General features: G+C 36.8%; 23 protein-coding genes, 23 tRNA genes and 2 rRNA genes. 40 read left to right on the forward strand and 8 right to left on the reverse strand.

Features of this window, described 5'->3' with window-relative positions:
• From H624_RS0104515 to H624_RS0104650, 28 genes are all read left to right on the forward strand, one after another.
• A 23S ribosomal RNA gene (locus tag H624_RS0104515) occupies positions 1-132 on the forward strand; the annotation flags it as partial.
• A gap of 73 nt (positions 133-205) precedes the next feature.
• Positions 206-320 (forward strand): 5S ribosomal RNA (gene rrf, locus H624_RS0104520).
• Between the two features lie 74 nt (positions 321-394).
• Positions 395-470: transfer RNA gene (locus tag H624_RS0104525), tRNA-Val, on the forward strand.
• 4 nt (positions 471-474) lie between these two features.
• Positions 475-550: transfer RNA gene (locus H624_RS0104530), tRNA-Thr, on the forward strand.
• An 11-nt stretch (positions 551-561) separates the two neighbouring features.
• Positions 562-634: transfer RNA gene (locus H624_RS0104535), tRNA-Lys, on the forward strand.
• A 10-nt stretch (positions 635-644) separates the two neighbouring features.
• A tRNA-Leu gene (locus tag H624_RS0104540) sits at positions 645-729 on the forward strand.
• A 30-nt stretch (positions 730-759) separates the two neighbouring features.
• Positions 760-834, forward strand: a tRNA-Gly gene (locus H624_RS0104545).
• 6 nt (positions 835-840) lie between these two features.
• Positions 841-929 (forward strand) — tRNA-Leu (locus H624_RS0104550).
• Positions 930-948: 19 nt separating this feature from the next.
• Positions 949-1,022 (forward strand) — tRNA-Arg (locus H624_RS0104555).
• Between the two features lie 13 nt (positions 1,023-1,035).
• Positions 1,036-1,109, forward strand: a tRNA-Pro gene (locus H624_RS0104560).
• Between the two features lie 34 nt (positions 1,110-1,143).
• A tRNA-Ala gene (locus H624_RS0104565) sits at positions 1,144-1,219 on the forward strand.
• A gap of 20 nt (positions 1,220-1,239) precedes the next feature.
• Positions 1,240-1,316: transfer RNA gene (locus H624_RS0104570), tRNA-Met, on the forward strand.
• A 5-nt stretch (positions 1,317-1,321) separates the two neighbouring features.
• Positions 1,322-1,398, forward strand: a tRNA-Ile gene (locus tag H624_RS0104575).
• A gap of 14 nt (positions 1,399-1,412) precedes the next feature.
• A tRNA-Ser gene (locus tag H624_RS0104580) sits at positions 1,413-1,505 on the forward strand.
• A gap of 25 nt (positions 1,506-1,530) precedes the next feature.
• Positions 1,531-1,602, forward strand: a tRNA-Met gene (locus tag H624_RS0104585).
• An 11-nt stretch (positions 1,603-1,613) separates the two neighbouring features.
• Positions 1,614-1,689, forward strand: a tRNA-Asp gene (locus H624_RS0104590).
• 25 nt (positions 1,690-1,714) lie between these two features.
• A tRNA-Phe gene (locus H624_RS0104595) sits at positions 1,715-1,790 on the forward strand.
• A 7-nt stretch (positions 1,791-1,797) separates the two neighbouring features.
• Positions 1,798-1,870 (forward strand) — tRNA-Thr (locus H624_RS0104600).
• A gap of 7 nt (positions 1,871-1,877) precedes the next feature.
• Positions 1,878-1,958 (forward strand) — tRNA-Tyr (locus tag H624_RS0104605).
• A 7-nt stretch (positions 1,959-1,965) separates the two neighbouring features.
• Positions 1,966-2,036, forward strand: a tRNA-Trp gene (locus tag H624_RS0104610).
• A 13-nt stretch (positions 2,037-2,049) separates the two neighbouring features.
• A tRNA-His gene (locus H624_RS0104615) sits at positions 2,050-2,125 on the forward strand.
• 3 nt (positions 2,126-2,128) lie between these two features.
• Positions 2,129-2,200: transfer RNA gene (locus H624_RS0104620), tRNA-Gln, on the forward strand.
• Between the two features lie 20 nt (positions 2,201-2,220).
• Positions 2,221-2,291, forward strand: a tRNA-Cys gene (locus tag H624_RS0104625).
• A gap of 17 nt (positions 2,292-2,308) precedes the next feature.
• A tRNA-OTHER gene (locus tag H624_RS0104630) sits at positions 2,309-2,383 on the forward strand.
• 45 nt (positions 2,384-2,428) lie between these two features.
• A tRNA-Leu gene (locus H624_RS0104635) sits at positions 2,429-2,512 on the forward strand.
• 196 nt (positions 2,513-2,708) lie between these two features.
• Positions 2,709-3,803, forward strand: a complete 1,095-nt coding sequence (locus H624_RS0104640; protein ID WP_026866552.1) for a carbohydrate kinase — start codon at positions 2,709-2,711, stop codon at positions 3,801-3,803.
• Positions 3,803-4,714: a pseudouridine-5'-phosphate glycosidase gene (locus H624_RS0104645; RefSeq protein ID WP_026866553.1), complete on the forward strand. Its 912-nt coding sequence runs from the start codon at positions 3,803-3,805 to the stop codon at positions 4,712-4,714. The genes H624_RS0104640 and H624_RS0104645 overlap by 1 nt, the downstream gene beginning before the upstream one ends.
• A gap of 92 nt (positions 4,715-4,806) precedes the next feature.
• Entirely contained in the window at positions 4,807-6,519 is a 1,713-nt protein-coding gene (locus tag H624_RS0104650) for a S9 family peptidase (RefSeq protein WP_026866554.1), read from the forward strand.
• 97 nt (positions 6,520-6,616) lie between these two features.
• On the opposite strand, the gene H624_RS0104655 is transcribed toward H624_RS0104650, so the two are convergent.
• Both H624_RS0104655 and H624_RS0104660 read right to left on the reverse strand, forming a co-directional pair.
• On the reverse strand, positions 6,617-6,784 hold the full coding sequence (locus tag H624_RS0104655) for a hypothetical protein (RefSeq protein ID WP_166627051.1): 168 nt from the start codon (positions 6,782-6,784) through the stop codon (positions 6,617-6,619).
• A complete protein-coding gene (locus tag H624_RS0104660) occupies positions 6,777-7,208 on the reverse strand; it encodes a MarR family winged helix-turn-helix transcriptional regulator (RefSeq protein WP_026866556.1) in 432 nt (143 codons plus the stop codon). The genes H624_RS0104655 and H624_RS0104660 overlap by 8 nt, the downstream gene beginning before the upstream one ends.
• 100 nt (positions 7,209-7,308) lie before the next feature.
• Here H624_RS0104660 and H624_RS0104665 point away from each other — a divergent pair, with 100 nt between their 5' ends.
• Positions 7,309-8,712: an MDR family MFS transporter gene (locus H624_RS0104665; protein ID WP_026866557.1), complete on the forward strand. Its 1,404-nt coding sequence runs from the start codon at positions 7,309-7,311 to the stop codon at positions 8,710-8,712.
• A 22-nt stretch (positions 8,713-8,734) separates the two neighbouring features.
• On the opposite strand, the gene H624_RS0104670 is transcribed toward H624_RS0104665, so the two are convergent.
• The gene (locus tag H624_RS0104670) at positions 8,735-9,529 is read right to left on the reverse strand and encodes a hypothetical protein (protein WP_026866558.1); all 795 of its coding nucleotides are present in this window, start codon (positions 9,527-9,529) and stop codon (positions 8,735-8,737) included.
• 212 nt (positions 9,530-9,741) lie between these two features.
• Between H624_RS0104670 and H624_RS0104675 the strand changes: the two genes are divergently transcribed.
• From H624_RS0104675 to H624_RS0104685, 3 genes are all read left to right on the forward strand, one after another.
• The gene (locus H624_RS0104675; RefSeq protein ID WP_026866559.1) at positions 9,742-10,269 is read left to right on the forward strand and encodes a YceI family protein; all 528 of its coding nucleotides are present in this window, start codon (positions 9,742-9,744) and stop codon (positions 10,267-10,269) included.
• 213 nt (positions 10,270-10,482) lie between these two features.
• The gene (locus H624_RS12185; RefSeq protein ID WP_084145727.1) at positions 10,483-10,827 is read left to right on the forward strand and encodes a response regulator transcription factor; all 345 of its coding nucleotides are present in this window, start codon (positions 10,483-10,485) and stop codon (positions 10,825-10,827) included.
• Positions 10,828-10,903: 76 nt separating this feature from the next.
• Positions 10,904-12,238, forward strand: a complete 1,335-nt coding sequence (locus tag H624_RS0104685; protein ID WP_035856165.1) for an FAD-dependent oxidoreductase — start codon at positions 10,904-10,906, stop codon at positions 12,236-12,238.
• 47 nt (positions 12,239-12,285) lie between these two features.
• Here the strand turns inward: H624_RS0104685 and H624_RS0104690 are convergent, their stop codons facing one another.
• Entirely contained in the window at positions 12,286-12,837 is a 552-nt protein-coding gene (locus H624_RS0104690; protein WP_026866561.1) for a Maf family protein, read from the reverse strand.
• Positions 12,838-12,988: 151 nt separating this feature from the next.
• On the opposite strand from H624_RS0104690, the gene H624_RS0104695 reads away from it, so the two are divergent.
• From H624_RS0104695 to nfsA, 4 genes are all read left to right on the forward strand, one after another.
• Positions 12,989-13,345 carry a DUF6176 family protein gene (locus H624_RS0104695; RefSeq protein WP_026866562.1) on the forward strand — a complete coding sequence of 119 codons (357 nt, stop codon included), beginning with the start codon at positions 12,989-12,991 and terminating at the stop codon, positions 13,343-13,345.
• Positions 13,346-13,428: 83 nt separating this feature from the next.
• Positions 13,429-14,559, forward strand: a complete 1,131-nt coding sequence (queG, locus tag H624_RS0104700; protein ID WP_026866563.1) for a tRNA epoxyqueuosine(34) reductase QueG — start codon at positions 13,429-13,431, stop codon at positions 14,557-14,559.
• Positions 14,560-14,573: 14 nt separating this feature from the next.
• Positions 14,574-15,041, forward strand: a complete 468-nt coding sequence (trmL, locus tag H624_RS0104705) for a tRNA (uridine(34)/cytosine(34)/5-carboxymethylaminomethyluridine(34)-2'-O)-methyltransferase TrmL (RefSeq protein ID WP_026866564.1) — start codon at positions 14,574-14,576, stop codon at positions 15,039-15,041.
• A 13-nt stretch (positions 15,042-15,054) separates the two neighbouring features.
• Complete coding sequence (gene nfsA / locus H624_RS0104710; protein WP_026866565.1) at positions 15,055-15,792, forward strand: oxygen-insensitive NADPH nitroreductase; 738 nt, start codon at positions 15,055-15,057, stop codon at positions 15,790-15,792.
• A 36-nt stretch (positions 15,793-15,828) separates the two neighbouring features.
• On the opposite strand, the gene H624_RS0104715 is transcribed toward nfsA, so the two are convergent.
• Positions 15,829-16,527, reverse strand: coding sequence for a ferredoxin reductase domain-containing protein (locus H624_RS0104715; RefSeq protein ID WP_026866566.1), 699 nt, complete (start codon positions 16,525-16,527; stop codon positions 15,829-15,831).
• Between the two features lie 470 nt (positions 16,528-16,997).
• On the opposite strand from H624_RS0104715, the gene H624_RS0104725 reads away from it, so the two are divergent.
• The 4 genes from H624_RS0104725 to H624_RS0104740 all read left to right on the forward strand — a co-directional run bounded on the left by H624_RS0104725 (position 16,998) and on the right by H624_RS0104740 (position 22,740).
• Positions 16,998-17,576 carry a sugar phosphate isomerase family gene (locus H624_RS0104725; protein ID WP_026866567.1) on the forward strand — a complete coding sequence of 193 codons (579 nt, stop codon included), beginning with the start codon at positions 16,998-17,000 and terminating at the stop codon, positions 17,574-17,576.
• Positions 17,577-17,651: 75 nt separating this feature from the next.
• Positions 17,652-19,040, forward strand: a complete 1,389-nt coding sequence (fumC, locus tag H624_RS0104730) for a class II fumarate hydratase (RefSeq protein WP_026866568.1) — start codon at positions 17,652-17,654, stop codon at positions 19,038-19,040.
• A 10-nt stretch (positions 19,041-19,050) separates the two neighbouring features.
• Entirely contained in the window at positions 19,051-20,577 is a 1,527-nt protein-coding gene (gene ppx / locus H624_RS0104735; RefSeq protein ID WP_026866569.1) for an exopolyphosphatase, read from the forward strand.
• A gap of 39 nt (positions 20,578-20,616) precedes the next feature.
• Positions 20,617-22,740 (forward strand): RNA degradosome polyphosphate kinase, encoded by a 2,124-nt coding sequence (locus H624_RS0104740; RefSeq protein ID WP_026866570.1) that lies wholly within the window; start codon positions 20,617-20,619, stop codon positions 22,738-22,740.
• A gap of 78 nt (positions 22,741-22,818) precedes the next feature.
• On the opposite strand, the gene H624_RS0104745 is transcribed toward H624_RS0104740, so the two are convergent.
• The 3 genes from H624_RS0104745 to H624_RS0104755 are packed head-to-tail and all read right to left on the reverse strand — an operon-like array spanning position 22,819 to position 24,566.
• A complete protein-coding gene (locus H624_RS0104745; protein ID WP_026866571.1) occupies positions 22,819-23,637 on the reverse strand; it encodes an RluA family pseudouridine synthase in 819 nt (272 codons plus the stop codon).
• A gap of 1 nt (position 23,638) precedes the next feature.
• Positions 23,639-24,142, reverse strand: a complete 504-nt coding sequence (locus tag H624_RS0104750) for a thioredoxin family protein (protein WP_026866572.1) — start codon at positions 24,140-24,142, stop codon at positions 23,639-23,641.
• Positions 24,143-24,158: 16 nt separating this feature from the next.
• Positions 24,159-24,566, reverse strand: coding sequence for a disulfide oxidoreductase (locus H624_RS0104755; RefSeq protein WP_026866573.1), 408 nt, complete (start codon positions 24,564-24,566; stop codon positions 24,159-24,161).
• Positions 24,567-24,619: the final 53 nt, after the last annotated feature.

Genomic DNA, 24,619 nt, shown 5'->3' on the forward strand with positions numbered 1-24,619 from the left:
TAAGCATGAAGCCCCCCTCAAGATGAGATTTCCCCAATAGATGCCTCAGAGACTATGAGGTTGATAGGTTCGGCGTGTAAGTGTGGTGACACATTGAGCGGACGAATACTAATCCATCGAAGACTTATTCAAAGTAAGAAATAAATGAGTGCGTTCACTCTTTACTGACACTTCTATTTGGTTTTGAATGTATATACATTCAAAGTCTGGCGGCGATGGCGGAGAGGCCACACCTGTTCCCATGTCGAACACAGTAGTTAAGCTCTCCAGCGCCGATGGTAGTTGGACTGACGTCCCGTGAGAGTAGGACGCTGCCAGGCTTACATAATTTTTATAATTTCTGTAAATAAAGTATTGATTTTTGATTAAGAATGTAAGATAATATTTACTTAATGGAGAATTAGCTCAGCTGGGAGAGCATCTGCCTTACAAGCAGAGGGTCGGCGGTTCGAACCCGTCATTCTCCACCATTAAGCCGGCCTAGCTCAACTGGTAGAGCAACTGACTTGTAATCAGTAGGTTGGGGGTTCAAGTCCTCTGGCCGGCACCATCTCTTAATTAGAGCCATTAGCTCAGTTGGTAGAGCATCTGACTTTTAATCAGAGGGTCGCAGGTTCGAACCCTGCATGGCTCACATTTTATACGCGGGTATGGCGGAACTGGCAGACGCACTAGACTTAGGATCTAGCGCCTCACGGCGTGGGGGTTCGACTCCCTTTACCCGCACCATTTTAAATTATAAAAACGAATATATGATCAGCGGAAGTAGTTCAGTGGTAGAACATCACCTTGCCAAGGTGGGGGTCGCGGGTTCGAATCCCGTCTTCCGCTCCAGTTTAAGCCGGGGTGGCGGAACTGGCAGACGCACAGGACTTAAAATCCTGCGATAAGTGATTATCGTACCGGTTCGATTCCGGTCCTCGGCACCATTTAAATAGTTTTACTGATGCGCCCATAGCTCAATTGGATAGAGCGTTTGACTACGGATCAAAAGGTTAGGGGTTCGACTCCTCTTGGGCGCGCTTAATTAAATAACGGGAAGTAGCTCAGCTTGGTAGAGCACTTGGTTTGGGACCAAGGGGTCGCAGGTTCGAATCCTGTCTTCCCGATTCTAATCTTTAGATTAGGTCCTATAAATATAATGGGGGCTTAGCTCAGCTGGGAGAGCGCCTGCTTTGCACGCAGGAGGTCAGCGGTTCGATCCCGCTAGTCTCCACCATTATTATTAAAATTTAACTCGGCGGCGTAGCTCAGCTGGCTAGAGCGTACGGTTCATACCCGTGAGGTCGGGGGTTCGATCCCCTCTGCCGCCACCATAGTTGGACCTTTAGCTCAGTTGGTCAGAGCAAACGGCTCATAACCGTTGGGTCGCAGGTTCGAGTCCTGCAAGGTCCACCATAACTTTATATCGCGGAGGAATACCCAAGTTCGGCTGAAGGGATCGGTCTTGAAAACCGACAGGGGCTTAACGGCTCGCGGGGGTTCGAATCCCTCTTCCTCCGCCATTTTTATTTAAACTAATATTATTATCGCGGGATGGAGCAGTGGTAGCTCGTCGGGCTCATAACCCGGAGGTCGTAGGTTCGAATCCTTCTCCCGCAATTATTTTTTATGGTCCCGTGGTGTAGCGGTTAACATGCCTGCCTGTCACGCAGGAGATCGCGGGTTCGATTCCCGTCGGGACCGCCATTTTATTTATAAGATAATATGTAGTGGTTCAGTAGCTCAGTTGGTAGAGCATGTGATTGAAGCTCACAGTGTCGGCGGTTCGATTCCGTCCTGAACCACCATTTTTAAGCCGGCCTAGCTCAACTGGTAGAGCAACTGACTTGTAATCAGTAGGTTGGGGGTTCAAGTCCTCTGGCCGGCATATTTACGGAAGGGTAGCGAAGTGGCTAAACGCGGCGGACTGTAAATCCGCTCCTTCGGGTTCGGCAGTTCGAATCTGCCCCCTTCCATTTGTATAGGGGTATAGTTCAATGGTAGAATAGAGGTCTCCAAAACCTTTGATGTGGGTTCGATTCCTACTACCCCTGCTTTTAAAATATGGCGGTTGTGGTGAAGTGGTTAACACACCGGATTGTGGTTCCGGCATGCGTGGGTTCGATCCCCATCAGCCGCCCCATATTGGGCTGTAGCCAAGCGGTAAGGCAACGGGTTTTGGTCTCGTGACGCGAAGGTTCGAATCCTTCCAGCCCAGTTCTTTTTAAGGTTTACTTTGGCGCCATAGCCAAGTGGTAAGGCAGAGGACTGCAAATCCTTTATCACCGGTTCAAATCCGGTTGGCGCCTTTATTAATATATAAAATGCGGAAGTAGTTTAGTGTTTAGAACATGCTTCTTCCTGAAGCAAGACATAGGTTTAAATCCTATCTTCCGCTCCATTTTTACTAATTAGAAGACTAATTAGTCTTTTTTTATAATGATGAGCCACCGTGGCGGAATTGGCAGACGCGTTGGACTCAAAATCCAATTCTCGTAAGAGAGTGTCGGTTCGATCCCGACCGGTGGTACTATTGCTCACAGCAAAAGCTGTGAGCTTTTTTTAATTAATTAATAAATTTTGCATGGGTAAGAGAAATTATTCTCAACTTGTTCAAAATATTTGTGATTTATTCACATAATAAGTCTTTATTTATGTTAAAATAAGTTTTTATTGCTTATTTCATATATAATATAAGCAATAAGAAGTGAGTTAGGAGGATTAGGATGCATCCTAAAGAGAATGACGTTTTAGAACATATAAAGAAGAACCCTTTTATTTCACAGAATGAGCTGAGTAAAAAGCTCGGTCTGACTAACGCTTCAGTTGCAACAATAATATCGGACTTAGTTAAAAAGGAATTTATACAAGGTCAAGCATATGTGTTGAATACGGAATTTCCAATTGTTTGTGTCGGTGCTGCTAACGTGGACCGCAAATTCTTTGTTAATGAAGACTTGATTCATGGGACATCTAATCCTATACAGTCGTCTCAATCAGTAGGTGGGGTTGCTCGTAATATCGGTGAAAATTTAGGACGATTGGGAGAAAATGTGGCCTTGATTACAACACGTGGTGATGATAGTGAATGGCAGTCAATATATGATTTAACATCTCCATACATCAATTTAGATTTTGTTGAACATATATCTGGCCAAAGCACAGGATGTTATACAGCGCTCTTAAGCCATGAAGGTGATATGGAGTATGGCTTAGCTGATATGGATATATATGATCATCTAACACCTGAAGTACTGATAAAACAAACATACATATTAAAACGTGCCAAATGCATCATTGCTGATTTAAACACACCGAAAGTAACGCTCGAATTTTTATGTGCTTATGCTGATAAATATGATCTAAATCTTGTACTAATTCCCGTTTCTGGTCCAAAGATGAACCGACTACCTGAGAAACTTCATTCTGTAGATTGGTTAATCGTAAATAGAGATGAAACTGAGACACAGTTCAATATTAAAATTGATTCTGATGAGGCATTGGTGGAGTCAGCAGCAAAGTGGACTAAATTAGGGATTAGCAATGTCATTGTGACAAATGGCGTCAAATCTATAGCTTACAGCAATGCGGATGGAGAAAGTAAAATTTATAGTATTACAGCTTCAGACAATGTTGTCGATGTAACAGGTGCTGGGGATTCATTTTCTAGTGCAATTGTCTTTGGCTGGTTGAAAGGCTATAAAATCGATGATATTGTCAAAATGGCAATGACGAATAGCCGTAAGACTATTGAAACACCTTTTACTGTCCGTCAGGATTTATCGGAAAAACAACTAATAAAAGACATGGAGGAATTATAATGAATCATTTAATCGACTTACATCCAGAAGTTAAAACAGCTTTAGAAAATAATCAACCTGTTATTGCTTTAGAATCTACAATTATTTCACACGGTATGCCTTACCCACAAAATATTGAAATGGCTAAAACTGTTGAAAATATTATTCGTGAAGGTGGAGCTGTGCCAGCGACAATCGCAATCATGGATGGTCGTATCAAAGTTGGTTTAGATGAAGGATCTCTAGAGAAACTTGGTAACTCTGAAGGTGTTGCTAAGGTATCTCGTCGTGATTTAGCTGAAGTTGTTGCAACGAAAAGAATTGGTGCGACAACGGTTGCTTCTACTATGATCTGTGCAGAAATGGCTGGTATTAAATTCTTCGTAACTGGAGGTATCGGTGGGGTTCACCGTGGTGTTGAAGAGACTATGGATATCTCTGCTGACCTAGATGAACTCGGTAAAACAGATGTTGCAGTAATCTGTGCTGGTGCAAAATCGATTTTAGACTTAGATAGAACTATGGAATACCTTGAAACAAAAGGTGTGCCTGTTATTGGTTATCAAACAGAGGTATTACCAGCATTCTTCACACGTACAAGTGACATTAAATTAAACACAGTTACTGAAACCACTGAAGAAATCGCAAGCATCATCAAAGCAAAACATGACCTTGAACTTGAAGGTGGCGTAGTAATTGCGAATCCAATTCCAAAAGAAGATGAGTTAGATAAAGATTACATCGATGGTATTGTTGCTGCTGCTGTTAAAGAAGCTGAAGAGAACGGTATCGGTGGTAAAGATTCTACACCTTTCTTACTTGGTAAGATCGTTGAAAAAACTGAAGGTAAATCACTGGATGCAAACATCAAATTAGTTTACAACAACGCTAAAGTTGGCGCACAGATTGCTGTAGATTACTTCAATAAATAAAATGTCTTAAAAAAAGCCCTAATCCTTACATTCTGTTAAGGATTAGGGTATTTTTATATATAAGATACTATTTACTTAAAGAAGGTGTAGCTTTGACAGAATTTACAAAGTATCTCTCATTGAAGTTAGATGAAGAAAAGGAAAATCTGTACTTTATAGCTGATTCTACTGGTAAAAGAGAGTTATATAGTTACAGTCTGTATGAACAGGCACATAAACAAGTGACAGATGAAAAGGAAAACGTGAAGAACTTTTGGTTTGTTGACGACGGCTTACTATATGCTGTGGATCACAATGGAAACGAACGTGAACAACTCAAGTTTGTTAAAGGTAATACAAAGCTTGATTTAACAAATGACGATGATTTTTATAATCATTATGGTGTGTTTATAAAAGATCATCTTGTCTTTTTACGAAATCATAAAGATGGAAAAGACTTTGAACTGATGAAATCTACTGATCAGTCTCTTGAAGTAATGGCAACTTTTACTAGACCAACAAACATTGTGTCTAAATTCGATGATGAGCGTATTTTACTTAGTCAGTCAGTAAATAACATTGATAAGGATGTTTATCTTTTTAACGTACATACTGGCGCGCTAGATAAACTGCCACTCCCTGTAGGTCGATTTTCAAACTATCGTTCATTAAATGATGAAAATGCAGTATTTACAAGTGATTACTTAGAAGGTCACCTTAACTTATATTTACTTAACAAGAATACATTTGAGTTTAAAAAACTGACGTACTTTCACTGGGATATAGAAAAAATCCTTGTCTTGGGTGATAAGGAAAATGTCGTATTTGAGTTAAATAAGAATGGGTTTAGTAAGCTATTTAAATATAATATTAAAGATGACCTTTTAGAGTCATTAGACTTTTATAGAAATGGTGTTGTGCATTCACTTCAAAATAAAGATGACAAACTTTATATGATATTTTCAAGCATGACCTCACCGCACAGTATTTATGAATATGACTTGATGAGAAATACAACTACAAAAGTATTTGGTAATGAAACATTAGAGGAAACTTTAGCGACAACATATCAGACTTTTCCATCGTTTGATGGTTTAGATGTACCTTATTATCTATATGAACATGTCGGAGAAAATATACCGACAGCCATACATGTTCATGGAGGTCCAGAATCTCAGGCACGACCAGAGTTTAATGAGCTGTATTATAAACTTTATAAGGAAGGCTTCCAAGTTGCAGTGCCAAACATTAGAGGGTCGACAGGATACTCTAAGTTTTACATTGGTTTAGATAACCAAGAAAAACGTATGGATGCTGCAAAGGATGTCGTGGCGTTACGGTCGCATTTGATTAACTATCATCATGCAGATGAGAATAATATTTTTGTTATGGGGCGGAGTTATGGGGGCTTCATGACCTTACTACTGATCACTCAGTTCCCTAAATTATGGAAAGGTGCAGTCGATATTGTGGGAATCTCTCATTTTACGACGCTACTTTCTAATACGCCTCCGTGGAGAAGAGAACAACGTTCTTATGAATATGGCTTCATCGGAGAACATGATGAATTTATGCAGTGTATTGCACCGCTGAATAATTCACAGCAAATTCGTAGTCCTTTAAGGATATTCCATTCCCACCATGATGTAAGAGTGCCATTTTCAGAATCAGAACAAATGTATGAGAAAATGAAAGAAGAAGACAAGGATGTTGAGTTGGTTGCTTACGAGAATGAAGGGCATCAATATCTTTATACTGAAAATCAAGACGATATGAACGAGAGAATACTTAAATTTTTTAAAGACTTAAGTATTCAAGATAAGTAAGATAAAAAACCATGCAGCATCTAAGAATTTTCAGATGCCGCATGGTTTATTTTGTGTGTGGTGCGGTGTTGGATAGTGATGAGTCGTCGTTCCCATTCTAGGTTGTTTGGAAGGTGATGAGGGTACGTCGTATCATTTCTACTTGTCTAGGATGTTGATGAAGGATCAACATCACTATCCACTTGCCGGATGCTAACACCATATCGCCGTAGACACCCCAAGATCCTGGGATGTTAATCATAAACCCAACACTCGTCTTATTCATTACCAATATCATTAAATTTCTTCAATAGATGGGCAAAGGTTTCTATATCATTGTCATCCCATTCATCTGTTACTTTTCTAAACCGTTCTTGTCTATAGTGATGCGCCTTGTTTAATGATTCAATACCTTTATTTGTCAGTTGATAGTCATAGGAACGACCATCTTTTTTAGATTGTTTCTTCTCGAGTTTACCTTCTTCTTGGAGTTCAGCTGCTTGTCTACTTACTGTAGATATATCTAAGTGAAGTAGTGAAGCAATCTGCTTAACACCCATTGGTCCGGATTCTGAAATCAGTAGAAGGATTAAATAACTTGCTGATTTTAACTGCTGTTCTTTGTTTACATTAGCAGTTTGTTTTTTAATACGCCTCACCATCATGGCAAGTTGTAGTTCTAATTTTTCAAGCGACTTATTTTTTGTCAATTTATGTCAAACCTTTCTTATATATAGTATGAAGATTGACATGATATATAGTTGTATAATACAATTAATCCTGTTGCTTGTCCAGGAAAGAAGGAATATTATGACAAATACACAAGAAAATAAAAAATATTTAACGACTCGTAATCGTACAATCCTGATGGCTGTACTGCTATCGGGTGCTTTTGCTGCGATACTGAATCAGACGCTACTCGCAACTGCCATTCCTCATATAATGGACGATTTGAATCTTGAGGCTGATGTTGCACAGTGGTTACAGTCAGTATTCATGCTAGTTAACGGTATTATGATACCCATAACAGCTTTCTTAATTAATAAGTTTTCAACCCGAACTTTATTTTTTACTGCCTTATCCTTATTTGGTTTGGGAACTTTAATCTGTGGAATTTCACCAAATTTCTCGATTCTACTAATTGGTAGAATACTACAGGCTGCTGGGGCGGGTATCGTCATGCCTTTAATGCAAACAATCCTATTTTTAACTTACCCAAGAGAAGAACGTGGTAAGGCAATGGGAATGTTTGGTTTAGTCATCAGTTTCGCTCCGGCAATCGGTCCAACCTTATCAGGGTGGTTTGTTGAAATTTACCCATGGAGAGGCTTATTCTTAATGGTATTACCGATTGTTATTATTGATATAATCGTTGCCTACTTCATTTTAAGAAATGTGACAGAACAAACGGATCCTAAGTTAGATATGACTTCGATTATTGTATCAACATTAGGATTTGGTGGCTTACTTCTAGGATTCTCAGTTGCAGGTAATAGCGGATGGCTAAGTCCAATTGTAATTCTGCCGATTATTATTGGAGCAATTACTTTATTCTTATTTATTCGTAGACAAAATTACTTAGAAGAACCTGTATTAGAATTCAGTGTATTTAAGGATCATATTTTTACTCTGTCTACTGTAATCGGAATGATTGTTTTTATGTCAATGATTGGTGGGGCAGTTATACTGCCGATTTATATGCAAACCATGCTTGGATTCTCTGCTATGGAATCAGGTATGATGCTGTTACCAGGTGCCTTAATCATGGGGATTATGAGTCCGGTAACAGGGCGTTTATTTGATAAGTACGGTGCCCGGTGGCTCGGAGTAATTGGGCTTGCTGTAGTGACAGTGACAACGCTTATGTTCTCTGTTCTAGATGACCAGACAACATTTTGGTACTTAGCTATAGTCAATGCTTTTAGAATGCTCGGGGTTGCAATGGTGATGATGCCAGCAACGACAGCAGGTTTAAATCAATTGTCAGACCAACTCGTCCCGCATGGTACAGCAATGAATAATACGATGCGTCAAGTTGCAGGAGCAGTCGGAACGGCTATATTGGTTTCAATCATGACAAATACACAAAATCCAGCAGAAGGCGTGTCAGGAATGATTCACGGTGTGAATATGTCATTCTTATTTGCAGCAATTCTATCTTTTATAGGCTTCATATTAGCCTTTAGACTAAAAAGTAATAGTAAAAGTGGTTAGGAAAATTTCCTAACCACTTTTTTTATGCCTTACTTTCTTTGCTTCTAAAATATTGGAAGAGAATAATCACGATGATACCAATGAACATAAAGTATTTAACGATAAAATCCGACACTCCATTTAAAAAATCGAATGGGTATATGATTCTACCAAAACTATAAATAATTAATACTATAAAAATTATTCTTGTAGCCATTGTTTTTGATGTAATTAAAAAGTATAGTGACGCGACAAAAACCAAGACGAAAAATGAGAACAGTATGGATTCGAAAATTGATTCGTCATAGCTTGCAATTTTAAATGCATTTAAATATTCAGAGTTAACGAAGATTACTAATAGGTTTGTGATTATAAATAAGATTAGAAAGATCAAGGTCGAGAGCATTTGATTATTCCCACGACTCGACGCCCGATGTTTAATGCCATGATTCATGAACGGAACCATAAGGAATATCATAATCAAACCTATTACTAAGGTAATCGATAGAGTGATGGTACCTGATATGACTGTGATGGCTGTATATAAAACAGTAAAATAAAAGAGCAGAACAGAAAAGTCCACCCAGTAATTGCCACGTGTTTTCGGGAGGGTTTTAGCTTCTATTTTTGCAAGATCAGTTGTTTTTTTTCCATAGTAATCGATGTAGTCTTGATTATGCTTACGCATTTCAGTTATTAAATTATAAAGTTTTTCATATTTAGCATCTTCTGTAACATGCAATTTGTCCAATTCATTATTTAAAGAATCAAATGCTGTCTGATCATCATCAGACAGCTTATTGTATATGTCAGAATAAAGTGTTTTGTAGTTAGTCATAGTGTCCCCTTTAAGAAAATATATTAAATATAATTATAACAAATGTTTAAGGTTATGATGTATGGATATAGTTAGTTACGAAGTAAGTAAAAGATTATTAAATTATTTATGGTTTCTTACTTGCTTTTTGTAACTAAGTATATTATTATAATCATTGTAATAATTCGAATTTGAAACAATTAATTTAAATATACTTTGGAGGAGATTTAAAAATGGCTAAATTTGTAGCAGATACTGCCCACTCAGAATTAGAGTTCACAGTAAAACACATGATGGTAACAAAAGTAAGAGGTTCATTTGGAGAATGGTCTATCGATGTAGAAGTTGATGATATTGAAGATCTTTCAACTGCAGTAATTAAAGGTGAAGCAAATGTTGCAACAATCGACACTGGTGTTGAAGACCGTGACGCTCACTTACGTTCTGGAGACTTCTTTGAAACTGAAGAGTTCCCTAAAATGACTTTCGAATCAACTAAAATTGAAGGTTCTGAATCACAATACCAAGTAACAGGTAACTTAACTATTAAAGACGTAACTAAAGAAATCACAGTACCACTAACTTACAACGGTCACGGCGTAAGTCCATTTGGTCCAACTGTTTACGGTTTTGAAACAAACTTCTCAATTAACCGTGAGGACTTCGGTTTAACTTGGAACCAAACTCTAGAAACTGGTGGCGTACTTGTTTCTAAAGACGTTAAAATCAATGCTGAATTACAATTTAACCCTGCTGAGTAAGCAATACAAATGTTTATGCAGACACTCCACATTGAATAATGTGGGGTGTTTTTTTATGCTTAAATACAACGATAAGAATATTGGATTTGTCAAAGTTGATGACAAAAATTTTGATTGTAGAAGATGATAATGATATCAATAAGCTGTTAAGTGAGATAGTAAAAACAAGCTTGTTATCATTCAAAATCAGCTTATTCAGGAACAGAGGCTTTAATCTATTTAAAAGAAGAACAGTGGGATTTAATTTGCCTGGACTTAATGTTACCAGGTTTATCTGGTGAGACACTTTTAGAAAAGATTAAATCTTTTGGCACAACACCTATTATCGTTATTTCTGCTAAGGATGATCAAGGTGTAAAAATAGATGCACTTAGAAGTGGTGAGGATGATTCCATTGTTAAACCTTTTGACGTAGATGAAGTTGCTGCACGTATTGATTCTGTACTTAGAAAATCAAAAGGTGCTAATAAAATAGAGGTGTCAATTTTGAAGTACAAAGATATTGTAGTAGATCTCCAAGCTAAATACGTCAATCATAAGTTGAAGATTACTTGTTAATGGACAAAGTAATCTTTTAGTTTATATAAGGTTCATAAGTGGTAAATATAAAAGTTTAATTTTAATTGTTAAGGAGATGCTCGATTTGGCACATTATGATGCATTGATTATAGGTTTTGGTAAGGCTGGAAAAACTTTAGCTGGAGCTTTTTCTAGTAAGGATTGGAAAGTGGCATTAGTCGAAGAGGAGACAAATATGTATGGTGGAACATGTATCAATGTTGCTTGTATTCCAACTAAACTTTTAATGCATGATGCTCTAGAAGGTAAGGAATACAGTGCTGCGATTGAACGTAAATTTAATACGATAGAGAAGTTAAATAAGAAAAATTACCACTCAGTTGCAGATTTAGACAACGCTAAAGTCATTGACGGTAGAGCAAAATTTGTAAATGAGAAGGAAATAGAAGTCAGCAAAAAAGATGGCGGAACTGAATCAATCACTGCCAATAAAATCTTCATCAACACCGGTGCAACAAGTGTTATACCACCTTTAGAAGGTAATATGGATTCTGAAAAGATATACACAAGTACCAGTCTACTAAATGAGGAAAAGCTACCTGAAACTTTAACCATTGTAGGTGGGGGGTATATCGGTCTAGAATTTGCAACGATGTACAACGCCTTTGGAGCCACTGTTAACATTATCGTACCTGACGATGGGATTCTAAAAAATGAAGATAAGGAAATTAAAGATGAAATCACTAGAGATATGAAAGAAAGTGGCATTAACTTTATCTTTGGCAAAAAGGCTGAGAAGGTGGCTGATAATGGTTCAGATATCACAGTATCATTATCAGGTGGTGAAGCAGTAACCTCGAACGCTGTCTTATTTGCCACAGGTCGTAAAGCGAATACAGAGGGCTTAGGGTTAGAAAATACTAAAATTGATACAGATGATAGAGGCGCTATTGTTGTTGATGAACATTTACAAACCTCTGTTGATAATATTTATGCAGTCGGCGATGTTAAAGGCGGTATGCAGTTCACTTATACTTCACTAGATGACTTCAGAGTAGTAAAAAGTCATCTCTTAGAAGATGGTTCTTATACCAGTGATGACAGAAAAAATATCCAATATACTAAGTTTATTGACCCACCGTTCTCTAAAGTCGGCTATACTCTTGATGAAGCAAAAGAAGCGGGCTTCAATGCACAAGAGAAAAGCATGCTGATGAGTGGACACCCTAGATCACATATAAATAATGAATTAAGAGGTATATTTAAAGCGGTTGTAGATACTGAATCCGGAGAGATTTTAGGAGCGCATCTATACGGTGTGAACTCAGAAGAATTAATCAACATGGTTAAGCTTGCTATGGATCATGATATACCATATGGTTACTTAAGAGATATGATGTACAATCATCCAGGAATGTCAGAAGCGTTTAATAATCTATTTAATATTTAAGTAAAACACAATAAGACTGTGTGGGTAATCCCACACAGTCTTATTTTTTAAATATATTTTGAAAGAAAACGATACACTTCACCTAATGGTAGGCCAACGATTGTATTGTAATCGCCCTGGATTGATTGAACAAATTGTACACCAAGTGCTTGTATACCGTATGCACCAGCCTTATCTATATATTCGCCACTATCTAAGTATCTATTGATTTCATCGGAAGTTAATGTATAAAAAGTAACTTCAGTTTTTGAAATAATAATTTCTTCAAAGTCTCTTGACTTTAAGATTACAGCAGAGTACACTTCATGAGTGTTGCCAGATAATGTTTCAAGCATGTTCCGAGCGTCTTTACGATCTTGCGGCTTTTCAAAAATTTCATTTTGATAGCTGACGATTGTATCTGCAGTGATATTGATTGTTTGTTCATGAATGGGTAAAGCTGCTGCTTTTAGTTTAGCAGTTTCGATAACTTTAGTTGCTGGATCAGTTGTAGTAATTTGTTTCTCATCAACATCTGGATCGACCACATCGAATTGGAGATTAAGTTGATTGAGTAACGCTTGTCTTCTTGGGGATTTGGAACCGAGTACAAGTTTCATGAGAAAACCTCCAGTTAATTCTTGATATCCGTTGCACTAAATTATACAGTAGGTATAATAAATGCAAAATACATATAAAATCATTCTATTATGGATTTTAAATACATAGGTTCAAACCTAATTATATTGATGATTGAAGAGGGGAGCAATAATGAAAGTTGAATTGACGAAGTACAGAGTTAAAGAAGGTAAAAGTGAATTAGTTGATGAGTGGATTGACTACATGCACAACGACATGGACGATGTGCTTATGAATTTAGAAGGCGAAAAGATGTTTGTAGAAACAATATTTCGTGAAGCGTTTAACGATGTTGAGTACTTGTATTGGTACAGTGTTCAAGAAGAAGCTTCTGACATTCAAATTTCTGAGTCAGACCTTGATAAGAAGCATATTGAGTACTGGGAACAATGTATTGATAAGACATTCAGGCCAGAGGATATGAAAGCTGAAATTGTAATGATTCCTGAGCGTATCAGAGAAGCAATGCATTATGATAAGAATAAGTAGATGAAGTCAGGGTAAAGTGCCCTGGCTTTATTTTCTATTGTTGATTAAAAATACGTTATAATAAACAGGATAGGGGTGATTCTATGGATCGTCATGAATTTAAACAAAAGGTGATTGATTATGCTAAAACAATAGGAATCGATGACATTGGTTTTACTACAGCAGAACCTTTTACTGAGTTCAAAGCGAAACTTATCGACTACTATAAAAATGGCTATGAATCCGGTTTTGAAACCGGCACAATCGAAGAACGTACTGACCCGAAGCGAAGCTTAGAGAGTGCACAAAGTATTGTGTCGATTGCAGTGGGTTATCCGAATCGTCTAAGGAATGCACCCAAGTCTAAAAAAGGTGAACGTAGAGGTATTTTTGCCCGTGCATCTTGGGGTATGGATTACCATACTTTACTAAGATCTCGGCTCGATAAGTTACAAGCCTTCATTCAAGAACTCGATCCAACAGTTGAGTGTAAATCTATGGTGGACACTGGAGTATTGAGTGACAGAGAAGTCGCGAGAAGAAGCGGACTTGGTTTTATTGGAAAGAATGGTTTTGTAATTAATCCGAAACTTGGTACTTACTCGTATCTAGGTGAAATGATTGTATCTTATCCATTCCCTGCAGATGAAGAACTTCTAGATTCATGTGGGGATTGTAATATTTGTGTCGACCGTTGTCCGACAGGTGCACTCGTAGGAGATGGTCAACTTGATTCTAAAAAATGTATCTCTTTCTTAACGCAGACAAAAGGTTTCATGCCGGTAGAATATAGAGGTGTCATTGGCAATAGGTTATATGGTTGTGATACGTGCCAACAAGTGTGTCCGAGAAACCGTGGTATTAACACTGAGCATCATGAGGACATCGTCTTAGAACCGGAAATATTGAAACCAGAGCTCACTAGTTTATTAAAGATATCTAATAGAGATTTTAAAGAAACGTATGGGCATCTTGCTGGCGTTTGGAGAGGAAAAAAACCGATTCAACGAAATGCAATTCTAGCCCTTGCCCACTATAAGGAAACAGATGCAGTTGACTTGCTTAAAGATGTTGCAGAAAGCGATCCGAGACCAGTAATCAAGGGAACGGCATACTGGGCAATTGGACAAATTGAAGGTAATCAGGCATTAGATTATATTAATGAAAGATACAAAGAAGAAACTGACGAAGATGTAAAAAAAGAAATGCTCTTAGGTATCCAAGAAGCAGTTTAGGGAGAAGGAAAAATATGAATCACGTTGTGTTGTACCAACCAGAAATTCCACAAAATACAGGCAATATAGCAAGAACGTGTGTTGCAACAGGCACACCTCTACATTTAATCAAGCCGTACGGATTTAGTCTAGAAGATAAGTACGTTAAACGTGCAGGGTTAGATTACTGGAAAGATCTAGAGCTATATGAGTATGATTCAATCGAAGAATTTTTTGAAAAAAATGAAGGCAAGTACTATATGATTTCTAAGTTTGGTGAGCAAACATTTAGTGATATGGATTATTCTGATTTTGACAAATCGCATTATTTTATATTCGGCAAAGAAACGAAAGGTTTACCAGGTTGGTTAAAAGATGAATATAAAGATTCATTGATGAGAATACCGATGACGGACAAAGTACGTTCATTGAATCTCGCGAATACAGTCGGTATACTCGTTTATGAAGCTCTAAGACAACAAAATTATCCAAACTTAAAGTAGGAGGTCGTCATCTATGAATGAAGTCATTAATTTGATTAATAATCACCGTTCGTTAAGAAAATTTACAGATACCAAACTGACCGAAGATGAAATAAAAACCTTAGTTGGTGCAGCACAAAGCGCCAGCACTTCATCTTACGTTCAAGCTTATTCTATTGTTGGTGTAACGGATATTGAGAAGAAAAAAGCATTAAAAGATATTAGTACCCAAAGTTACGTCGAAGACAATGGTCATCTCTTTGTTTTTGTCGTTGATTTTTATCGTCATAAGGAGCTTGCTAAAAAAGCAAATAAAGAAATTTCTTACGATAAAACAGAAAATCTTATCGTAGGAGTGGTCGATGCATCTCTTGCGGCTCAAAATATGGCACTTGCTGCAGAAAGCATGGGCTTAGGGATTTGCTATATTGGTTCACTACGTAACGATGTAGAAAAGGTATCAGAGATTCTCGAGCTGCCTGAAGGGACTTTCCCACTGTTTGGCATGGTAACAGGACATCCTGAATCAGAAGGGTCACAAAAAGAGAGATTACCATTTGAAGCGGTATACCATGAAAATACTTATAATAAAATTGATGAAGTTGAAGACGATATTGAAGCGTATGATCAGCGTATTAGTGACTACTATCGAAGTCGTACTAACAATGAACGTGCGGATAAGTGGAGTGACCAAGTCCTAAATATGCTTAGTAAGAAACAAAGACTTGATGTGGATGCGTTCTTAAAAGAACAAGGATTTTTAGGTCAATAAGTCAAAAAGAGAGCTCAGGTCAATGAGCTCTCTTTTTTATATAAATGACTCTCTTTGTCCAGGGTGTTTATCGAGAATCACTTGGTCTTTTGGAATACCATTTTTAAGTAGGATTTCGATGTTTTGTTTTAGAAATTCATCACTACCGACAACGTAGAATATACCATCTTTATCAGCCATTAATTTGTTTGCTTCACTGTAGTAATCATCACGATTATCAACAAAGTGTGATGTAATTTTTTCAACTTCTTCATTATTGAAAATATCCGTAAAGAGATAATGACCAGTAGAATCAACGTTTAAGGATTGAATGCTATTGACGTTGGATTGGTCTTGTAAAAATTTAAGTGCTAACGGCCGTAAGGTTGCTAAACCCGCACCAGCTGAAAGCATGTAGATTTTTTTATTCTCGCGTTTTAAAGGCACGTTTGTATGTGTTTTAAAAATAGCAGCTTTACCACCGATAGGCATTTCATTTAATTTACGTTTAAAAAGAGAGGGGTTTTCATTAATACGTGTCGTAATACCAATATCTTTTTCATCGTTCGTTGTTGAAATGGACATATGTCTGATTAGACTTCGGTCTGGTTTCTCACCTGCATTAAAACCTTCAAAAGCTAAATGAATATGTGCACCTTCATCCCAGTCGTAGTCGCTAGGGCACTCAAAAACAAAAGTTTTTACTGTAGGTGACTCGTCGATAACTTTCTTAAGTGACGTCCAATAAATTTGCATAAAATCTAACTCCTCATCATTATGTTAGCTTTATTATACATTTGATTGATAAGGATTCTCAATTAAAAGGGTTCAGAAAGTTAGAGTAAAAAGAAAAACAGCCAAGTTTGAACACTTGGCTGTTAATAATATAGCATTGCTATTTAACTATTCTCTAATTTTTGTTTCCCCGTCATCCTTGTAGCCCCATGTAGTTTCGCGGCCAGCAGTAAGAATTGAAGTTAGGAAAGCAATACAAACCATCAGAATTAAAAATGCTTTCATTGTAGATTTGCCCCCATTACTTTTACTTGAATTATCTTTATTATAAACTAAAATGACAAGATTAAAAAGGACAACTTCAAAAAAAGAGGTTTTATCATTTAAATCAAATAATATTGTATAGAATAGGTTATATTGTTTTGATTTTGGGGTAAGATAATTTTAAATGACCTTATTTTTGAAGCTGAACATTACTGGAGGAAATTAAAATGGCAATGAATTTTAAAATATTTGAATCTAAAGAAGTCGCAGATTTGTTTTTAGCAGATCTACTCAGAAAACAAATCCACAATAATCCTGAAAGTATTTTAGCATTAGATACTAATGTAGAATTATCAAGAAGCTATGAAAAACTAGTTGGTGAACTGCGTAATCACCCTGCAGATTTATCTGAAATCCAACTTTATGCAGTGGGTAAAGATGGCTTAGAAGTATTTAAAAAATTAGATTTACCTTCTTCACAAATTGATGAAGGTGGTACAGCTGATGATCTAGACAGTAAAGGTAAGAAAAAAGTTAATGTTGCTGTCTTAAATCTGAATGACAACAAAAAAGTCGGTTTTAACAATGACAATGAGGACTTATTTAAGGCTAAAGAATTGTTTGTCTATGCCTCAGGTTCAAATTCAAGTGATGCAGTCAGAGCTTTATATGAAGCGGCACTTGATGGTGGTAGTAGTTTAAGTGAAATTAAAAATCACCGCATGGTGACAGTTGTAATTGATATAGATGCAGCTGCTGATTTAGATAGTGATATCGTCGATTATTACACATATAAATTTGCATAATATATTTGTTAATGAATCCTTTTGAAATATAGTATAAACTAGTAAGTGAATACTATATTTCGGGGGGATTTTTTTATGTCATTTAGAATTGAGCACGATACAATCGGTGAAATTAAAGTACCAGCAGATAAATACTGGGCAGCACAAACAGAAAGAAGCCGTCAGAACTTTCCAGTAGGTAAAGAAAAGATGCCGATAGAGGTGATCGTTGCTTTTGCTCATTTAAAAAAAGCGGCAGCAATTTCTAATAATAAACTAGGAAAATTATCAGATTCTAAAAAGGATGCAATTGTTCATGCTTGTGACCGTGTGATTGCACGTGACTTAGATGAGCACTTCCCACTTGTTGTATGGCAGACAGGTAGCGGTACACAAAGTAATATGAACGTAAATGAGGTAGTGAGTTACGTTGCTAACGAATATCTAAAAGAAAAAGGGATTGATGAAGTCGTACATCCAAATGATGATGTGAACAAATCACAATCTTCGAATGATACGTATCCTACTGCTATGTACGTTGCCTTATTACAGGCAGTAGAGAGTCAACTCGTACCTGCTTTAGCTAAATTACATGGCACACTCGTTTCTAAACAGGAGCAGTTCAAAGATATAATTAAAATTGGGCGTACCCACCTTCAAGATGCGACACCACTGACATTGGGTCAAGAGATTTCTGGCTGGTCTTACATGTTAGAAAAGTCAACAGAACTTATCAATCAATCTAAAAAACAACTCACTAATCTTGCAATTGGTGGTACTGCTGTTGGTACTGGAATTAATGCACATCCAGAATTCGGTAAAATGGTTGCTGAACAACTTGGGAAACAAACTGATCTACCATTTGTTTCATCACCAAATAAATTCCATGCACTGACATCATACGATGAAGTCGTTTATGTTCATGGTGCCCTAAAAGCACTTGCAGGAGATTTAATGAAGATTGCGAACGACGTAAGATGGTTAGCATCTGGACCACGAGCAGGACTTGCTGAAATTGAAATACCTGCAAATGAACCTGGTTCTTCTATCATGCCAGGTAAAGTGAACCCAACACAGTCAGAAATGTTAACCATGGTTGTTGCACAAGTATTCGGTAATGATACTGCAGTATCATTTGGTGCATCACAAGGTAACTTCGAGTTGAACGTCTTTAAACCGGTAATTCTATTTAATACCTTACAATCAATTTATTTACTTGCAGATGGAATGAATAGTTTTAATGATAACTGTGCTGTAGGTATTGAGCCGATTAACGAAAATATCGATAAGTACTTAAATAACTCATTGATGCTTGTAACGGCTTTAAATCCACATATTGGTTATGAAAATGCTGCGAAAATTGCTAAAAATGCACATGCAAAAGGTATTACACTTAAAGAATCTGCCATTGAATCAGGCTTATTGACTGAGGAACAATTTGATGAGTGGATTCGACCTGAAGATATGATTCAGTCTAAAGAGTAGGGGTTTTTCAATGAAGAAAATCAGCTTAATTGATATCGGATCAAATACGATTCGTTTAGTTATATTTGAATATACTGAAGAACATGGTTTAAGAGAAGAAAGAAATATTAAAACACCTGCGCGTCTTGCCCAATATATTGGTAAAGACGGGAACATGTCAGAAGAAGGTATCCTCGTACTTATGAAAGTCTTAAAAAGCTTTAAGCAAATTTCTGATAAGTACAATATTGATGAAATTTACCCTGTTGCTACTGCTGCAATTCGTCAGTCAGAGAACAGAGATGAAATCGTCGAACGCATAAATACGGAGCTCGGTCTCGATGTAAAAATTATCACAGGTGATGAAGAGGCGACCTTCGGATATGAAGCTGCTGTTCATACTATCAGCTATTATGACGCGGTGACGATTGATATTGGTGGGGGAAGTACAGAGTTAACCTACTACGAAGATAAGAATTTAATTTATAAAACGAGCTTACCATTTGGTGCGGTTACCTTGAGTCGTGATTTCTTCACTGACAAAGATCACAATGACAAGAAGGCAATCAAAGAGGCTAAGAAATTCATCGAAGAACAGTTTAAAAAAGTGAATTGGTTATTAGACCGAAATGTACCGATTGTTGCGATTGGTGGGAGTGCGAGAAACATTGCTCGCATTCACCAGTCGATGACATCATACCCTATCGCTGGTGTTCATGGTTATACAATGACTAAGAGCGATTTAAATGATGTCTATAAGTTATTAAAAAACACAGAGACTGATGATATGGATGATATCGATGGCTTGAGTAAGGATAGAGCAGATTTGATTTTACCTGCGAACCTTGTTTTCAGTTCATTGTTAGATATTGTTGATTCAAATGAATTTAAGTTTAGTAGAAAAGGGCTAAGAGAGGGTATGGCAATGAAAATCATTAGCCGAGATTACCCAGTTGCCTTTAATAAATATAGGGTGTTTGATGATTCGATCAGTCAACTAACCAATGATTTTAATATCGATGAAAATGATTCTAAGAAGCGTACTGAGATAGTGGACCGTCTCTACCATCAGTTAGAACGGTATGACATTTTGAACTTATCTAGAACAACTAAAATGATTATGAAACAAGCTGCTAGCATATACTATCTTGGAGATTTTATTGATCGAGATGCTTCTAGTCAACATACTTATTATCTGATATCTAATTCAAATATCAATGGTATCACTCATAAAAATCGTGTCCGTTTAGCATTGATAGCAAGTTTTAAAAACAAATCCTTACTCGATTTTTACGCTAAGGAAACAGGATGGTTCGACGATGATGAAATGAGTGAAATTCAGTCACTTGGTTCACTCGTTAAATTCTCAAACGCTTTAAATATTTCTAATACAGGTATTGTGGATAGTCTCCGACTGACTAAGACCGATGATGGTTATACACTGACTGTTAAATACAATGGGGACCCTATTGCCGAAGAGTATTATGCACTTAGACAAAAGAAACATTTTGAGAAGATACTTGGTGAAAAATTATGGATTGAATTTACAGAATCTTAATATTCATGCGCTATAATAATCGAGGTTAGGAGGATACAAATGACTTATAAATTAAACGATAAATCATATTATAATAACAGAGAGCTCAGCTGGTTGAGATTTAATTATAGAGTATTAGCAGAAGCAAGTGATTTACGTAATCCTCTTCTCGAAAGACTTAAATTTGTCGCAATTACAAGTTCCAACCTCGATGAATTTTTTATGGTTAGAGTGGCTGGGCTTAAAGACCAAGTGAAAATGAATTATGCAGAACCTGATACGAAAACTGGGATGACACCTGAAGAACAGCTTCAAGGTATCGGTGAATTAAACCGTGAAAATTGCCGAATTCAATATGAAACTTATCACAGTTTAATTGGTGAATTAGAGAAATTGAATGTTTTTATAAAGCGGCCGTCTGAGCTTTCAAAAGCACTTCAAACACAGTTGGAGCAGTTGTTTGATGATCAGATATTACCGTCTTTAACACCACTAGGTATCGATGCATATCGACCTTTTCCAAAACTAATGAACAAAAAAATAAACTTATTTGTCGATCTTTCTAATGAAGTCGGTAAACAGACAGCAATTGTTCAGTTGCCCACTGTCATAAGACGTTATTTTGAGTTGCATGAAGATAATAAGACGTATTTTGTCTTGGCTGAAGATATCATTAATGAATATGTTCATAAACTATTTAATGGTTATAAAATTGAAAGAACTTTCCCGTTCCGAATTACTAGAAATGCTGACTTGACCATTCATGAAGAGGGTGCCGCTGACCTATTAATTGAAATTGAGCGTTTCTTAAAAGAACGAACAAAAGGTGCGGCAGTACGTCTAGAGATTGATCGTAGTAGAGATGAAACAATCAACGGTTCCTTCTTAGAAGAACAGTTATCATTACATCCTGAGGATGTGTATCGATTTGATGGACCATTAGATTTAACATTCCTATTTGAACTTGTTAGTGACCTGAAGAATCGTTTTCCAAATCTGGTATTTAAACCATTCTTCCCACAGCCAGCTAAGTTTTTAGGGAATAGAAATGTGTATGAAACAACATTGAAAGAGGATATTTTCTTCCACCACCCATATGAATCCTTCAAGCCAATTGTTGAATTCGTTCAAGAAGCGGCCAATGATAAGGATGTGCTTGCTATTAAACAGACGCTATACCGTGTTTCAAGTGATTCACCGATTATCGAATCATTAAAGCTCGCTGCGGAGAACGGTAAGCAAGTGACCGTATTAGTTGAATTAAAGGCAAGATTTGATGAGGAAAATAATGTCCACTGGGCGAAAGAATTGGAAGATGCGGGTTGTCATGTTATTTACGGCATGAACTACTTAAAAACGCATAGTAAGATTACTTTAGTCGTTAAAAAAGTGAATAAGAAAATTGTTAAGTTTGTACACTTAGGTACGGGTAACTATAACGATTCGACAGCAAAATTGTACACGGATATGGGGATTATTACGACTGACCCAGATATTGGCGATGATGCTGTAAACTTCTTTAACTACTTAAGTGGATACTCATTAAAACCAGAGTATAAAAAATTACATGTTGCACCATTTGAAATAAGAGATTTATTCTCAGAGCGAATTGACCGAGAAATTGAAAGTCACAAAACTCATGGTAATGGTTATATATATGCCAAAATGAACTCTTTAACAGATAAGAAAATTATTGATAAGTTGCTAGAAGCTTCTCAAGAAGGCGTTAAAATTGATCTTGTTATTCGTGGCATATGTTGCTTGAAACCTGGCATAGAAGGTGTCAGTGATAACATTACTGTAATCAGTATTGTGGGACGCTTCCTTGAACACTCAAGAATTTATTACTTCTATAATAATGGTGAGAGAAACATGTATCTCTCATCTGCAGATATTATGACAAGGAACATGATTAAACGTGTAGAAATACTGTTCCCGATTAATGATCCAAGAATAGTGGATGAACTACTTGAAATCAACGAACTTTATTTACGAGATAATACAAAGGCTCGTAGACAACTTTCAGATGGTACTTATGAGTATGTGAAGAATGATTTACCGCCATTAAGTGTCCAAGAAGAGTTGATGAAGCGTGCCATTGAAAATGGTGAAGAGAAGAAAACGGAAATGTTAGATGAGAGTAGTAATATACTACAACGTATCAAGAGTCGTTTTAGAAAATAGGATATATATTGAATGAATAATTAATAGTTAATATACTACTTTAAGAGAAAGACGACTGACACATGCCAGTCGTCTTTCTTAGTCTTTAACCATTGTTACATTAACTTTTTCTCCACTTAAGGGATTGGTAAATAAAACCTGGTAACCGTAGAGATGCATATATGGTGAAGTTGGTCCACCGTATAGTTTGTCACCGATAATCGGAGCGTTTAATTGTTTAAGATGTGCTCGAATTTGATGGGTTCTGCCTGTTTCTAATTCGACAGTTAATTCTTCATAGTGCTTTAACTTTTTCACTTCTATGATGTGAGTGATTGCGGTTTTACCTTCACGAGTCACATGGTAAAGATTGGTATGTGGTTTACGTCCGAGCGGTGCATTAACTGTTTGTTTATTGATTTTACTACCGAGTTTCACATGTGCTTTATAAATGCGTTCGATTTCATTTTTCGCTAACATATAGTCCAATATTTTCTTCATGTATGCATTTTTTGCAAATAGTACGATACCACTTGTATCAACATCAAGTCGATGAACTGGTTCAACATAGGGACTAATTGTTGATGAAATAACGTCATTCACTAATGTATTATGTTCACCTGGATCATTGGGATGTACTTTTTGACCAGCGGATTTTTGAGCAACAAGAAGGTTGTCATCTTCAAAGACAATCTTTGCTTGCTGACCACTTTCTTTGTAATTACTCTTGTGATTAAAGTCTGGTAAATCCACTCGATCTCCAGTGACAACAGTATCTGTCAGTTTTCGAACTTCATTGTTTACTTTTATATCTTTAGACATGCGTAGCCAGTGCAATTCTTTTTTAGGCACATGACACTCAATCAGGACAGATTCAATGGATTTACCATTGAACTTTTCTTGAAGTATAAATTTCATATTATTCGCCTGCTGCAGCAGTCATGAACTCTTCAAAACCTTCAGTGGATCCTGGGTTACCTTCTAAACGCTCAACTTCTTCTCCATCTTCAAAGTAAATTAAAGTTGGTGTCGCGTTGATACCATATGTTTCCCAAGCTTGGTCGTATTCCAATACGTTAAGTTGTGTAACTTCATTGTCAATATTATCAAGTGCATCAGTTAACATCGGAGTTGCTTCTTGACAGTGTACACATGTTGGACTCCAGAAATAAACGAATTCACCTTCACCAGAATTAACAATTTCTTCTACTTCAGCTGGTGTTTTGTTTGATTGGTAATCCTCGTTATCAAGAGTGTCAATTGTTGGACCGCTCAATTCGTCTGGTTCTTTATCAGTGTATGGGTAGTACCCACTCTCACTTAATGATTCTGGATCACTCGACTGATTACTTACTACAATGAAAATGGCTATAAACACTACTACAATCAGGGCAATAATCCCGTAAAATACTTTGTTTCCCATTTAATAATTCTCCTCTTTAATCTTTTTTAATAAAGAATGATAAAATAAAAATAATGATAAATGCTGTCAGTGCAAGTAGGGGAATGGTAATAAATCCACCCCAATTTATATATTGTACTGTACAAGAAACACCCATACAAGCGTTGGCGCTCTCACCAAGTGCAGGGATTTTTTGTAGGCCATAATGGTATGTAGAGACTAATATACCAATTCCACTCATCACTCTGGCGTAGAGTCTCACATTATTATCTTCCTTGATTACGCCAATTAATGACAAGATTACAATTGGATACATAAGTATACGTTGATACCAACACATTTCACATGGTTCATACAGACGAATCTCACTAAAGTACAGTGATCCGAGTGTGGCGAACAATGAAACGATGAAAATTAGTTGAGTGAACAACCTGTTGTTTTTCATTGTTAGTCAATCCCTTCGTTATTTTTTTGTAACCTACTGTTATATTATAAGTG

The organism is Jeotgalicoccus marinus DSM 19772, assembly GCF_000425825.1.
GTDB classification, from domain to species: Bacteria; Bacillota; Bacilli; order Staphylococcales; family Salinicoccaceae; genus Jeotgalicoccus; species Jeotgalicoccus marinus.